Consider the following 14,170-nt stretch of genomic DNA (forward strand, 5'->3'; position numbering starts at 1 on the left):
CCGCACGCCGGTCCTCGCCTATCAGAAAGTGGTTAATGTCCCTCCCTTCCAAGGCGTTCCAGCGCTGGCTGCACGGTATCGCCCCGGACACCAGCACGGCTGATGTGTGCCGCTTTTCGGGAGTGAAACGCACGACGTTGGCCCAGCAATTGGTCCGCGGCAAGGTGGCCGAGAGTTCGCTCGTGAGCATCAGCCGGGCCTTCGACATGAATCCCTTCGACGCGTTGGCGCAATTCGAGGCCTACGCGGCGCTTCGCGGGACCCCGGTTCCCCCTACTGACGCGGAACTCGTCAGCCAGGTCTCCACCATGGACCTGCTGCGGGCAGTCGTGGAGCGCTCCGGCCCCCGGGACGGCGTCGCGTCTTTGGTCTTGGCAGAGACTCCGCACGCGAGTTCGGTCAGGAACTGGGTGGACGCGATCGACGACGGCGAACTGCGCCACCGCGTGAGCGAGGCCAGCGGGATTGCGCCGCAGAACTTCTCCGCGCACCTGACGGCCAACAGGCTGCCCCCTGAACTGGCCTTGGCAACGTCGCGAGCCGCCGGCGTCGGACCGGCCGGAGGGCTCGTGGCCAGCGGCCTCGTCACCGAGGCCGAGGCAGGATGGCCCCCCGGGGCGCGGCGCGCCGCCCTGGACAGGATGACCGAGGGTGAACTGGCACTGTTGGCCGGAGAACGCCTGCAGGCGCTGGGCAAGGCCCTGCGCCGCCATGAACACGAGCTCGACCACAACAACAGAATCTGGGAAAACTTGGGATGATCACCGTATTGGCGTGGGCCACGCTCCTCGTTTGCGTCACCTTGACGGCCATTCGCATTCCGAGCGCCGTGCGGGGTGAAAACCGGATGATGTTCGTCCTGTTCGCCCTGATTTCCCTCGACATCCTCCTCAGCATCGAGGGTCCGTACATGCTGTTTGACGGATGGCTGGGCAACTTCAACCTCTGCAACCTGCTGCTCCGGTTCCTGCTCTACGGAACGTTCCTGCTGATGGGCATCAAGGTTGCCCGGGCGTTTGGCTCACCCGGCGGTGAACGTGCCATCCGCGGGCCGATCGGTTTGGCCGTCTTGGGTGGTACCGCGGTCCTGACCGCCGCCTTCTTCTTCTCGACGGACACCTCGGGCTCCAGCGTGGGCCTGGACGCGCTGACGTGGGGGCCGTCACTCGAGGTCTACGCGGCTTTGGGACGGTTTTACCCGGGCTACGTCGCCGTATGCCTTCTCCCGGGCATGTGGCGGTCCGTTCGAAACCCGGGTCCCGTCCTGCTCCGCGCCGCGTCCGCGACCCTGCTCCTGGGCCTCGGATTGCTCATCGTTTCCCAAGTGTTTCCGCTCATCCCGCTTTCGAACACGTGGCTGCGCCCGCTCATCAATTACTCGGCCGCTTTGGCGGCTGCGCTTGGCTTGGGAGGTATCTGGTTGTCCAAGACCGTTGCCAGTCGGACTCGCCGCGCGGTAACGTAAAAAACATACCGCGTAACCTCTTTCATAAATCCATTATATCGTGGCATAATTATGAATGTGTGAAGGCGACGCAGCCTGACCTTTGAATCAATGAACGGGTTTCCAAGGTTCGTGGCGCGTGCGGAAGCACTTTTGGGGGGATGAGTGGTGGCGGGCTGTTGGGGACCGCCCCCACTCAGCCTATTTAAGCGTCCTTGTGTGTAGGCCCGGGGCAAGCTGGTACGGTCCCGTGACTAAGATGGCTTTCATGAAGAGCTTGTCCAATCGCCGCATAGCCCTGTCCGCAACCCTTGCCGCCGTCGCGCTGGCACTGTCCGCTTGCGGCGGCGGCTCCTCGCCGTCGTCGACGTCGGGTGGAGACACCTCGCTCTCCGACGTCAAGTCCAAAGGCGAGATCGTCATCGCCACCGAAGGCACGTACCGGCCGTTCAGCTTCCACGACAACGGAGCCGGCCCCCTCACGGGCTTCGACGTCGAAATCGCCCAGGCCGTGGCCGGCAAGCTCGGCGTCAAGGCAACCTTCCAGGAAACCCAGTTCGATGGCATCTTCGCGGGCCTTGATGCCAAGCGCTTCGACGCTATTGCCAACCAGATCTCCATCAACCCTGAGCGCACGGCCAAGTATGACTTCTCGGTGCCGTACACGATCTCCAACGGCGTCGTGGTGACCAAGTCCGACAACAACTCCATCAACAGCTTCGCCGACCTCAAAGGCAAGACCACCGCCCAGTCGCTGACCAGCAACTTCTACAAGATGGCAGTCGACGCCGGCGCCAACGTCCAGTCCGTCGAAGGTTGGGCGCAAGCCGCCACCTTGGTCCGCCAGGGCCGCGTCGACGCAACGGTCAACGACAAGCTGACCTATCTCGATTACGCCAAGAGCACCCCGGACTCCGGCTTGAAGATCGCGGCGGAGACCACCGACAAGACGCAAAGCGCCATGGTCTTCCGCAAGGGATCCACCGAACTCAAGGCCGCAGTGGACAAAGCCCTCGCGGACCTTCGCACAGACGGAACCCTGGCAAAGATCTCCCAGAAGTACTTCGGCGCAGACGTTACCAAGTAGCCGGCGGCCAAACAGATGACCTTCAACTGGGACCTCGTCTGGAGTTCCTTCGGGCCGATCGTCGGCGGCGCCGTCACGGGTACCATCCCCCTGACACTGGCCTCGTTCGCCCTGGGCCTGGCCTTGGCCCTGCTCGTTGCGCTCTTGCGGCTGAGCCCCAACAAGCTGCTCTCCGGCGTCGCGCGCTTCTACGTTTCCGTGATCCGCGGGACGCCTTTGTTGGTGCAATTGTTCGTGATCTTCTACGGCCTCCCGAGCATTGGCGTGAAGCTGGAGCCGTGGCCTAGTGCCATCATCGCGTTTTCGCTCAATGTGGGCGGTTACGCGGCCGAGGTCATCCGCGCCGCGATCCTGTCCGTGCCCAAGGGCCAATGGGAGGCCGGGCACACCATCGGAATGTCGCGGCCGCAAACGCTTGTGCGGATCATCCTGCCGCAAGCGGCCAGGGTTTCGGTGCCTCCGCTGTCCAACACCTTCATTTCCCTCGTGAAGGACACCTCGCTGGCTTCACTCATCCTGGTCACCGAGCTTTTCCGCAACGCCCAGCAAATTGCCGCGTTCAGCCAGGAATTCATGATCCTGTATCTCGAATCGGCCTTGGTCTATTGGGTCATTTGCCTCGTCCTCTCCACGGGCCAGTCCGCCCTGGAGCGTAGATTGGACCGTTATGTCGCCCACTGAGCCCAGCAACGCCTCCCAGGGGAACTCCGGGCTGGTCTTGTCCGCGCGGGACCTCGCCAAAGCCTTCGGCAGCAACGAGGTGCTGCGGGGCATCGACATCGAAGTCCGCCGCGGACAGGTGGTTGCCTTGATCGGGCCTTCCGGTTCGGGAAAGACGACTGTCCTGCGCTCGCTCAACGGCCTCGAAGTGCCCGACGCCGGTACAGTCACCTTCGGGGACGCCGACGCTGGTACGGTACGGGGGTCGGGCGCGGGACTGACGCTCGATTTCGCGGGAACCGTGGGCAAGCGGGAGATCGCCGCCCTCCGGGACCGCAGCGCCATGGTGTTCCAGCACTACAACCTGTTCCCGCACATGACGGTCCTCAAGAACATCATCGAGGGACCGCTGCAGGTCCAGAAGCGCCCCCGCGCGGAAGTTGTTGCCGAAGCCGAGCGGCTCCTGGCCCGGGTGGGCCTCGCTGACAAGCGCGACGCTTACCCCTTCGAACTGTCAGGCGGCCAGCAGCAACGCGTGGGAATCGTGCGGGCCTTGGCCCTCAAGCCCCAATTGCTGCTCTTCGACGAGCCCACCTCGGCCCTGGACCCGGAACTCGTGGGTGAGGTGCTGGGTGTCATCAAGGAACTGGCCGACGAAGGCTGGACCATGGTGATCGTGACGCACGAGCTCGCCTTTGCCCGCCAGGTTGCCGATGAAGTCATCTTCATGGACGGCGGCGTGGTGGTGGAACGCGGTCCTGCTGCGGAGGTCCTCCGGGAACCGCGCGAGGAACGCACCAAGCAATTCGTCAAGCGTCTCCAGCACGACGTCTGACCCAACTAGCTCGCATTTGTTGTCGTTTTGGGCCTCCAGAACGACATTAACTGCGAGTTAGTTGGGCCAGGGCCACCCGCTCATTGGTGCAGACGGTAGACGGTGCTCCCTCCGACTGTCGTAGCCGGGAACGTTGCTTCGACCCACTGCGTGATGGCCGAGGATGTGCCGTTCCCGGCTGCCCGTCCGAGGCCACGTGCCTCGGTTCCACTATCGCTGCGGGCCGCCGGGCCCTGTCCGGGATTTTCAGGATCCGAGGCACCTGCCTTGCCGGGCGCGCCTTGGCCGCCCGGACCGCCAAAGGGACTGCCCGGAACGAAGTAGGAAATTTGTCCTGCGGCAACCATTTGCCTGAACTGGTCCAGGGCCGGAAATGGATCGGAACCGCTGAAACCGCCAATGGCCATCACCGAAGTATCGGAACCGAGCTCAATCGCTGCGGCACTGTTCGCGCCAACGGTGGCAGCAGACCACTTCGTCTTCGTCGCCTGCAGAAGGGTGTTCAGCGCGGAATTCCCGAGGGGTTCGGTGAATCCTCCTGCCGCGGCCTGGGGGTTGGCGGCATCGGAACCACGGAAGCGGTCGAATGCCCCGTTACGGGAGGCGGAACCGGCCGGGCTGGTGAGCCCTGCGAGCCCCATCGCTTGGTTGTTCGCTCCTGAGCCCGGTCCCGCGGAAGGCGAGCCTCCGGTATGGCCGGTGGCCGCAGTGGCTACAGTCCATGCGCCCGCGCCGAGGCCTGTTGACAAGAGCGCCAGGATCGCCGCCGCTGCACTGGCTTTCCCAAGCCGGATCGGACCAGCGGCGATCAAGGCTGCGCTCAGGATGCCTGCAGCGAGAACTGTCCATCGGAGCCACGGGAGCCACCCCGGGTCGCTGGAAAGCAGCACGAAGGACCATATCGACGTCAGCAGGACAGCCGACACCAGCACGGCCCGGGACGCAGGCTGGGACCGGTGTTTCCAGAGTTGGACCCCGACGATGCCGAGCAACGCGGCGACGGCAGGGGCAAGTTCGACCGTGTAGTAGGCGTGGATGGTGCCACTCATGAAGGAAAAGACAGCGGCGGTGATGACCAGCCATGTGCCCCACAAGACCAAGGAGGCCCGGATCGCATCGGTCCTCGCGGCCCGGCGCGTGAACCACAGTCCGGCTACCAGGAGGAGGAACGCGGCGGGCAGGAACCACGCCACTTCAGCGCTGAACTCGCCGCCGAACAAGCGGAGGACACCGGGAGGGCCGCCGAACGAGAATCCAGCCCCACCTCCGCCGCCGCCCGGCACAGCACCGGCGCCACCGGAATAGCGGGCAAAGTCCGGTGCCGCGCCTCCCCCGGGGGTCGCGCTGCCTCGGCCTAGGATCCGGCTCAGCCCGTTATAGCCGAAGACGAGTTCCCACAGGGAATTTCCTTGCGACCCCGCCATGTATGGCCGTACGGATACCGGAGTGAGTTGGAAAACAAGCGCGTACGCGCCGGAGACGAGCGTGATGCCTCCCGCGGCGCCGAGCAAGTGCAGAAGCCTCTTCTTGAGCGGAACCGGTGCGGCCAACAGGTAGGCAAGTCCGAGCGCCGGGACGGTCATCAGCCCTTCAAGCATCTTGCTCAGGAAGGCCATGCCCACAAACGTTCCTGCCCAGAAAAGCAACGCGGGGCTGGCCTTCTGGGTGGCGTTCACAGTCATCCAGGCCGCAACCATGAGGCAGAAGACCATCATGGCATCGGGGTTGTTGAAACGGAACATGAGTGCGGCCACTGGAGTCGCGGCGAGGGCAGCTCCTGCGACAAGGCCTGCGGCCGGTCCCGCCGCCCGTTTGACGGCCAAGTAGAGCATCCCGACGGAAGCGATCCCCATCGCTGCCTGGGGCAGCAGCATGGTGAAGGAATTGAACCCGAAGACGCGGCCCAGCAGGGCGGGTATCCAGAAAGCTGCCGGCGGCTTATCGACCGTAATGGCGTTCGATGGGTCCAGGGATGCGAACAGCAACGCCGTCCAGTTCTTTGTCCCAGACTGGATGGCCGCAGCGTAGAAGGAATTGGCGTATCCGGAATTCGTCAGATTCCACACGTAGACCAGCGCGGCAACCAGGAGCAGTGCCGCGGCCGAGGGCCTGACCCACCGCGGTTGATTTTCGCCGTACGCCAGGCGCTCCCATCGATTGGCAAAAGCGGCCTCTCGGGGAGCGGCGGCGTTCTGGTCCCGGGTGGGGGTGGTGACAGTCATGGATTTGGAGCTCATTGTGTCTTTCACTTGAAATGGAGCGTTTGTGGGCTTCCGCACGCCTAGGGCTGGCGCGGTTGCTTGAAGACCCAGACCCTGAACAGGATGAACTTCAGCAGGGTCGCCAGGAGGTTGGCGCCGACGACGCCCGCTACTTCGACCGCCCTGGGGGGCTCACCGCCGGAGGCCAGCCAGAACAGGACCCCGGAAGTCAGCGCCAGGCCAAGGGCGAAGACCACAAGGCCCTGGAACTGGTGCCGTACAGCTCCCGTCGCTCCGGACACCCCGAAGGTCAGCCGCCTGTTGGCCGCGGTGTTGGCAACCGCCGTGATGAGCATTGCCACGAAATTCGCGGTCTGCGCATCGGCGAACGTACGCATGAAGACGAACAGGGCGAGATAGGCCAACGTCGAGGCGACACCCACGACGCCGAAACGGAGCATTTGCCCCAGGAGCGCGCCGTTGCCTTTGTCCGGGGCCTTGCGGCCAAGGGCGGTGCGCAGCTCGGCGACCGGTATCCGCCCTGTCATCATGTCCCGCCCGATCCGCGCGATCCCTTTCAAGTCATCGATCGAGGTCCGCACGATGTCAACCGACGAGTGCGGGTCATCCGTCCAGTCGACCGGCACCTCGGCCACCCTGAGACCGGCCCGATCGGCGATGACCAGCAATTCGGTGTCGAAAAACCAGGAATCGTCGACGGTGCACGGCAGGAGGGCGCGCGCGATATCGGAACGGATGGCTTTGAAGCCGCATTGGGCGTCCGAGAAGCGTGCGCCCAATGAGCCGCGGAGGATGAGGTTGTAGCTTCGGGAGATGAACTCCCGTTTGGCTCCTCGAACGACACGCGAGTTTCGGTTCAAGCGGGTTCCGACCGCCAAATCCGAGTGCCCCGACAAGAGCGGCGCAATGAGTGGACCGAGGGCGGCAAGATCCGTGGACAAATCGACATCCATGTAGGCGACCACTGCCGCCTCGGACGCGAGCCATACGGTCCGAAGCGCCCGCCCGCGCCCCTTCCGGTCCAGGTGCTCGACGCGCACTTCACTGAACTCGGTACTGAGGCGGCGTGCGATCTCCAGGGTCGAGTCTGTGCTGGCATTGTCCGCGATGGTGATCGTGAACAGGTGCGGGAAGCTGTCCTTGAGATAGGAATGCAGGCGACGGACCGCCGGTTCGAGGGCAGCTTCTTCGTTGTAGACCGGTATCGCGACGTCAAGAATCACCCTGCCGTCGGACGTGCTGATCGGAGCCCGTTCGGGCCGGATGGCAGGGATGCGGCGGGCGGTGGACTCCGTCGCTTGCTCTTGTCCCCCGGGCTGCTGCCGTTCCGTTTGTTCGGCAGGCAGCCGTCCGGAGTCGGTCGTCATCGCATTGGACATTGTCCCAAGGTACGCAACGAAGGTTGGGGCTTCCCTGAAGGAGCCTGTGCGTCCGCCGTAAACCGGCCCGGCCCACCGGCCGCGCCGTCGCCACTAACTGAACCGCAAGGTCACCAACTGGAACGGGCGCAGTGCAAGTTCGGCGGCACCCACGCCAGGCTTCACCCCTGGAGCCTCAACCGGGCGCTCCAAGAGGTCAACGGATTGCACCTTGGCGGATTCGAAGTTGGCCGTGATGAGGCCAGTGGAACGCTCCCCCAGTGATTCGTAAAGCCGTACGATCACGTCTCCGGAGCCGTCCTCGGCAAGCTTGACGGCCTCGATGACCAGCGCTTGGTTGAACACCGTGAAGAGCGGTTCCACAGGGTTCGCGCCTGTCAGCAGCCTTGGCTTGAGGTTGGTCCGGTACCCCTCTTCCACGGCGTCGCCGATGCTGGCGCCGGGCCGGATGCTCAGATCCAGGACGTGCACACCGAGGTCGGACTGGGGGTCCGGGAACTTGGGCGCCCGCAGCAGTGATACGCGGACATTGGTGGTGGTTCCGCCGTCGTCGCGGATGGTCCGGGTGACGTCGTGCCCGTAGCTCGATGCGTTGGAAAGCGCGACACCGTAACCCGGCTCCGCCACGTGGATCCAGCGGTGGGCGCAGAATTCGAACTTGGCAGCCTCCCAGGACGTGTTGGTGTGCGTGGCCCGGAATACGTGCCCGAACTGGGTCTCCGAGGCTGAACGGTCAGCGCGGACATCCAGCGGGAAACCGATCTTCAGCAGTTTCTCGTGTTCCTGCCAGTCCACCGTGGTGGAAATACCGAGGGATTCCGCGCCGGCCTCAAGTGAAATGCGCTGCGTGATCGTGGAGGAGCCCACCGTCCGCTCCACGACGACGACGGCGTCCCAGCCTGCGCTTTCCAGCGTCACCGATCGCGCGTCGACTACCGAGACGACGTTCCGGCGGTAGAACTCGTCAATGTCCCAGGCATCCCATTCGTTGGGAGTGTCCCGATGGAGCTCAAGGTGGTTTCCGAACATCCCGGGCGCAATGGCTTCCCGGCCCGTTGCGTAATCCGACAGGGAGGTCAGCAATCCGTTAGCGTCCAGCACCGCGCGGATGATTCCGTTGTCCAAAACATACCCGCCGGCGCGTTCCGTGACATTGACTGGATGATCCGAGTGGACGGGCTCGGCAGCGGCGAGCGAGGGTACGCCGCTGCGTTCGTGCGGCGCTGCATTGAGCAGGAACATGGTGTCTCCCTCGCCCAGCAGGGCGGACGCAGCACCCGCAATGATGCCTTCGAGTTCCCGGGCGATTGCGGCGTAGTTCCGCTCCGCATCCTGGTGGACCCACGCGATGGAACTGCCCGGCAGGATGTCGTGGAACTGCTGGAGCAGCACCAGCCGCCACAACCGCTTGAGGTCCGCCGCGGGATAGGTGAACGAACCTGCAGTCCGTACTGCCGCCGTCGAGCACCAAAGCTCGGCCTCGCGCAGCAGGTGTTCCGAGCGGCGATTGCCCTGTTTCGTATTGGCCTGGCTCGTGTAGGTGCCCCTGTGCAGCTCGAGGTACATCTCGCCTACCCAGACCGGGAGGTTGCGGTACTCAGCCTCGGCCTGCTTGAAGAACTCCTCGGCGGTTCCCATGCGCACCTTTGGCGAGCCTTCCAGATCCGCTGTCCGGTGGGCTGCGGCAACCATTTCGCGTGTGGGTCCGCCGCCGCCGTCGCCGTAACCGAACGGGACCAGCGAGATGGTGCCGCGGCCGTGCTCACGGTAGTTGCGCTGGGCGTGTGCGAGTTCGCGGCCGTGGAGCTCGGAGTTGTAGGTGTCCACGGGCGGGAAGTGGGTGAATAGCCGCGTGCCGTCGATGCCCTCCCAATTGAAGGTGTGGTGCGGCATTTTGTTGACCTGGTTCCAGGAGATCTTCTGGGTCAGGAACCACCGGGACCCAGCGGCTTTGACGATCTGCGGGAGGGCACCGGAATATCCGAAGGAGTCAGGCAGCCACGCTTCCTGGCAGTCGATGCCGAACTCCTCCAGGAAGAAGCTTTTGCCCTCCACGAATTGGCGCGCCATCGCCTCGCCGCCGGGCATGTTGGTGTCCGATTCCACCCACATGCCGCCGACCGGCACGAATTGCCCGGCCTTGACCTTTTCCCGGATCCGGATGAACAGCTCCGGGTAGAACTCTTTCATCCATGCCAATTGCTGCGCAGAGGAGCAGGAGAAGACGAAATCGGGGTTCTCATCCATGAGCGCGACGACGTTGGAGAATGTGCGGGCGCATTTGCGGATGGTTTCACGGACCGGCCACAGCCAGGCCGAGTCAATGTGGGCGTGGCCAGTGGCCAGAAGTTCGTGGGCCGAGGCGTAGGCGGGCCGGCTCAAGACCTCGGCGAGGGCTTCCCTGCCGGCGGCTGCCGTCCCGGCAACATCGTCCGGGTCCATGACGTCGAGCATGCGCTCGAAGGCGCGGAGGATCTCATGCCGCCTGGGCAGTTCGAAGGGCAACTCGTGCATCAGCCCGCTGAGGGTCCAGATGTCCTGGTGGAGTTCCCACACCACCTCGTTGAGTTCGGCTATGGCTATGCGTCCGAGCCGGTAGCGGGGTTCGTCTCCGGAAGTGGTTTTGTCCCCCAAGGGAGTTGCTGCGAAGCTCCACCCCTGGCTGAGGTCCGGGTTGGCGGCGGCTTCCACGTAGAAGTCCACCGAGAGGCCGCCACCGAGCAGCTTCAGCGGGACGTGCTGGTTGCGCGGGGAGATGGCCTTGATGATGGTGCCGTCCGGCCGCCAGGCGATGCCTTCGCACTGGAATCCAGGAGCGTCGATGCTGAACCCGAGATCGACGACGATCTCCACCGCGGTGCCATCCGCGACTCCCCAGCCCTCCGGGACCTCGCCCCGAAGCCGCAACCATTTGGTGCTCCAGGCCTTGCCCCACGCAGCACCGTGTTCCTGGGGTTCAAAGACCTGGCGGACTGCTTCCGACACCGTCACCGGCTCTCCCGGGGCATCCCAGCTGCTCATTTCAAGAGGCAGTGCCCTGCCATAGATGGCGGGCGCTATCCGCTCCCGGACAAAACGTTCGAGCCGCTTCTCGGTGATCCGGCGGTCGTCGTGCAATTGAGGTCCCCTTTGCAGTGGGCTCGGTTGATTGCTTCCTTACCGTTATGAGCAGCCTGAATCGGCAGGGTCATTGTTCGGAAGAAACAGATTCCATTCGATGGATAAAATCTACGTTGTTCCGGAACAATAGCCAAGTGATTGGCGGTCAACCCCGCACATCCGAAGATGCGGCCGGAACACCCACCCGGTCACTGCCTGCATAGACGTTCAGGCTGGTCCCCCGGCTGAATCCCACCAGGGTCAGGCCGGTCTCCTGCGCGAGCTCCACCGCGAGGCTGGAGGGTGCGCTGACGGCGGCCAGAACCGGAATCCCTGCGAGCGCCGCCTTCTGGACCAGTTCGAAGGATGCCCGCCCGGAGACTTGCAGGACGGTGCCGCTCAAGGGCAACAGTCCTTCGCGGAGTGCCCAGCCCACCACCTTGTCCACCGCATTGTGCCTGCCCACGTCTTCCCGCAGGCACAGCAGCTCGGCGGCACCATCGTCGTGGATCCGGAAGAGTCCGGCGGCATGCACTCCCCCGGTCTTGTCGAAGACCGCTTGTGCTTCGCGGAGACGGTCAGGCAGCGACGCCAGAACCTCGACCGGAATGCTCAGGGAGTCGCCAGCGGGGCTGAAGTGTGAGGATTTGCGCACTGCCTCGATGGAGTCGGTGCCGCAGATCCCGCACGAGCTGGAGGTGTAGACGTTGCGGCCGGTCTCCGGAAGGACGACGTCGGGACGCAACTGCGCTTCGACGACGTTGAAGGTCTGCACGCCGTTCTCGTCCTCGCCGGCGCAGAAACGCAGGGAAATGAGCTGGGCCGGGTCCCAGATGACGCCCTCGGAGACCAGGAAGCCCGCCACGAGGTCAAAGTCGTCGCCAGGGGTCCGCATGGTCACCGAGAAGGACAGGTGCCCCAGGCGCACCTCGAGCGGTTCCTCGACAGCCAGGAAGTCCTCGCGGTACCGGACCGGGTGCTCCAGCGCCTGGGCGGAGCCATCCAGGACATATTTGTGCACCTTGCGGCGCTGGGTCACCCGTCCCATCTCAGATACCCACCGTCCCGGCATCCCGGTTTCCGGCGGCATCCCCATGCTTGACGAAACGCACTGTCATGGCCTTGTAGCCCGGCGTGTTGGATTCACGGGCGACGAGCTCCCGGTGGACCAGGGCGTTGGCCTCGGGGAAGTATGCCGCCGCGCAACCCTTGGCAGTGGGGTAGGCAACCAGCCGGAATTTGTCCGCCCGGCGTTCCGTTCCGCCGAAAGTGGAGATGACGTCCACCATGTCCCTGTCCACGAAGCCGAGCCCGCTGAGATCCTCCTCGTGGACAAGGATGACCCGGCGGCCTTCGGAAATTCCCCGGTAGCGGTCGTCGAGCCCGTAGAACGTGGTGTTGTACTGGTCGTGGCTGCGGACTGTCTGCAGGATCAGGTGGCCGGCCGGGGCTTCCAGGTACTCCAGCGGACTCACGGTGAAGCGTGCCTTGCCGATGTCCGTGGCGAACGTGCGGGTGTCGCGTGGCGGATTGGGCAGCACGAAACCGTTCTTGGTCCGCACCCTTGCGTTGAAGTCCTCGAAGCCGGGGATCACCCTGGAGATGTGGTCCCGGATGACGTCGTAGTCCTCGGCCATGGCACGCCAATCCACAGGGTGGCCATCCCCGAGCACTGCCTGGGCCATGCGTGCGACGATGACGGGTTCGCTGAGCAGGTGCTCCGAGACCGGGGTCAACCGGCCCTGGGTGGAATGGATGACGGACATGGAGTCTTCCACGGAGAGGATCTGCCGCCCGCCCGGGTGTTTGTCGTCCGTGTCCGTTCGGCCCAGGGTAGGCAGGATCAGGGAGGTCTTGCCGTGCACCACGTGGGCACGGTTGGGTTTGGTGGAGATGTGCACCGTCAGCCCGGCCCTCTTGAGCCCTTCTTCCAGCGCGACGGTGTCCGAGCCCGCGGCGGCGAAGTTGCCGCCCATGGAAACGAACACGTCCACATCACCCTTCTCCAGGGCGTGTTGGGTTTCCACGGAGTCGTATCCGTGCGCCCGCGGCATGGTGAATCCAAACTCTTTGTCCAAGGCTGCCAGGAAGCGCTCGGAAGGCTTCTCCCAGATGCCCATGGTGCGGTCGCCCTGCACGTTGGAGTGGCCGCGGACGGGGCAGGCCCCGGCACCCCGCTTGCCGAAGTTTCCCTGCAGGAGCAGCAGGTTGATGATTTCCCGCAAGGTGTCCACCGAGTGGGGCTGCTGGGTCAGGCCCAGCGCCCAGCAAATGATGGTGCCCTTCGAGGCGGCCAGCATGCCGGCCACCTTGGTGATTTCGATGCGGCTCAGGCCCGTGGCGCGTTCGGTCTCGACCCAGTCCAGCGCAGCCCGGGCTTCGGCGTAGGCCTCGAAGCCGTCGGTCTGGGCCTCGACGAAGGCGCGGTCCACCACTGTTCCCGGCTGCCGCTTCTCCTCCTCGAGCAGGAGATGGCCCAGCGCCTGGAACAAGGCAAGGTCGCCACCGACCTTGATCTGCAGGAATTCATCGGCGATGTCCGTGCCACCGCCCAACACCCCGTTGAGCGACTGGGGATCCTTGAAGTTGAGGAGCCCGGCTTCCGGCAATGGATTGACGGCGACAACCTTGCCGCCGTTGTTCTTGCAATCACGCAAGGCGGAGAGCATGCGCGGATGGTTGGTGCCCGGGTTCTGGCCCACAACGAGCACCAGTTGGGCTTCGTGGATGTCTTCCAGGGAGACCGTGCCCTTGCCGATGCCGATGGTCGGGTTGAGGGCGCTCCCGGAAGACTCGTGGCACATGTTCGAGCAGTCGGGCAGGTTGTTGGTGCCCAGGCTGCGTGCGAACAGCTGGTACATGAACGCGGTCTCGTTGGCCGTCCGCCCCGAGGTGTAAAAAACGCAGCGCTCCGGCGTCGTGGCATTCACGTGCTCGCCGATCAGGGCGAAAGCATCCGTCCAGCTGATCGGCGAATAGTGTGTGTCGCCGGGGCGGATCACCACTGGCTCGGCAATGCGGCCTTGGCTGCCGAGCCAGTATTCGGTCTTGTCCTCAAGCTCGGCCAGGGAGTGCCGGGCCCAGAATTCCGCGCCGACCACGCGCGTGGTGCTCTCCTCGGCGATTGCCTTTGCCCCGTTTTCACAGAACTCGGCGGGGCTGCGTTTGCCGGTGATGGACTCGGGCCAAGCGCAGCCGGGACAATCGAAACCGTCCCGTTGGTTGACGCGGAGCATTGACTTGACGGTCCGGCTGACGCCCGCTTGGGCCCAACCGCGTTCCAATGCAACGGTGACTGCCTTGACGCCCGCGGCGGAGCGCTTGGGTGGGTGGATCTGGAGGTCATCTTCGTTGATGTCCTGCTCGGGAGCATGCCTGTTCATGTCCCCATCATTGCAAGGCATGACTCTCTAATCCACCCGCGTCCATTCGGCGTCGGAATCT

10 protein-coding genes are annotated in these 14,170 nt (G+C 64.4%); 5 read left to right on the forward strand and 5 right to left on the reverse strand.

Features of this window, described 5'->3' with window-relative positions; translation table 11 throughout:
- The first annotated feature begins 35 nt into the window (after positions 1-35).
- The 5 genes from QRN45_RS18810 (at position 36) to QRN45_RS18830 (ending at position 4,026) form a co-directional block, all read left to right on the forward strand.
- On the forward strand, positions 36-761 hold the full coding sequence (locus tag QRN45_RS18810; protein ID WP_078106258.1) for a hypothetical protein: 726 nt from the start codon (positions 36-38) through the stop codon (positions 759-761).
- Positions 758-1,465 (forward strand): hypothetical protein, encoded by a 708-nt coding sequence (locus tag QRN45_RS18815; RefSeq protein WP_241708173.1) that lies wholly within the window; start codon positions 758-760, stop codon positions 1,463-1,465. The genes QRN45_RS18810 and QRN45_RS18815 overlap by 4 nt, the downstream gene beginning before the upstream one ends.
- Positions 1,466-1,712: 247 nt before the next feature.
- Positions 1,713-2,531: an amino acid ABC transporter substrate-binding protein gene (locus tag QRN45_RS18820; protein WP_241708172.1), complete on the forward strand. Its 819-nt coding sequence runs from the start codon at positions 1,713-1,715 to the stop codon at positions 2,529-2,531.
- A gap of 15 nt (positions 2,532-2,546) precedes the next feature.
- The gene (locus QRN45_RS18825) at positions 2,547-3,212 is read left to right on the forward strand and encodes an amino acid ABC transporter permease (protein ID WP_284764286.1); all 666 of its coding nucleotides are present in this window, start codon (positions 2,547-2,549) and stop codon (positions 3,210-3,212) included.
- Positions 3,199-4,026: an amino acid ABC transporter ATP-binding protein gene (locus tag QRN45_RS18830; protein WP_284764287.1), complete on the forward strand. Its 828-nt coding sequence runs from the start codon at positions 3,199-3,201 to the stop codon at positions 4,024-4,026. The genes QRN45_RS18825 and QRN45_RS18830 overlap by 14 nt, the downstream gene beginning before the upstream one ends.
- A gap of 80 nt (positions 4,027-4,106) precedes the next feature.
- On the opposite strand, the gene QRN45_RS18835 is transcribed toward QRN45_RS18830, so the two are convergent.
- From QRN45_RS18835 to QRN45_RS18855, 5 genes are all read right to left on the reverse strand, one after another.
- Positions 4,107-6,248 (reverse strand): glycosyltransferase family 39 protein, encoded by a 2,142-nt coding sequence (locus QRN45_RS18835; protein WP_284764289.1) that lies wholly within the window; start codon positions 6,246-6,248, stop codon positions 4,107-4,109.
- A 59-nt stretch (positions 6,249-6,307) separates the two neighbouring features.
- A complete protein-coding gene (locus QRN45_RS18840) occupies positions 6,308-7,627 on the reverse strand; it encodes a bifunctional glycosyltransferase family 2/GtrA family protein (RefSeq protein ID WP_284764291.1) in 1,320 nt (439 codons plus the stop codon).
- Positions 7,628-7,720: 93 nt separating this feature from the next.
- Complete coding sequence (locus QRN45_RS18845; protein WP_284764292.1) at positions 7,721-10,744, reverse strand: alpha-mannosidase; 3,024 nt, start codon at positions 10,742-10,744, stop codon at positions 7,721-7,723.
- 148 nt (positions 10,745-10,892) lie between these two features.
- A complete protein-coding gene (fdhD, locus tag QRN45_RS18850) occupies positions 10,893-11,774 on the reverse strand; it encodes a formate dehydrogenase accessory sulfurtransferase FdhD (RefSeq protein ID WP_241708166.1) in 882 nt (293 codons plus the stop codon).
- Position 11,775: 1 nt separating this feature from the next.
- Positions 11,776-14,109 carry an FdhF/YdeP family oxidoreductase gene (locus QRN45_RS18855; RefSeq protein ID WP_284764293.1) on the reverse strand — a complete coding sequence of 778 codons (2,334 nt, stop codon included), beginning with the start codon at positions 14,107-14,109 and terminating at the stop codon, positions 11,776-11,778.
- Positions 14,110-14,170: the final 61 nt, after the last annotated feature.

This window comes from Arthrobacter sp. efr-133-R2A-63 (assembly GCF_030209795.1).
Classification (GTDB): Bacteria; Actinomycetota; Actinomycetes; order Actinomycetales; family Micrococcaceae; genus Arthrobacter; species Arthrobacter bambusae_A.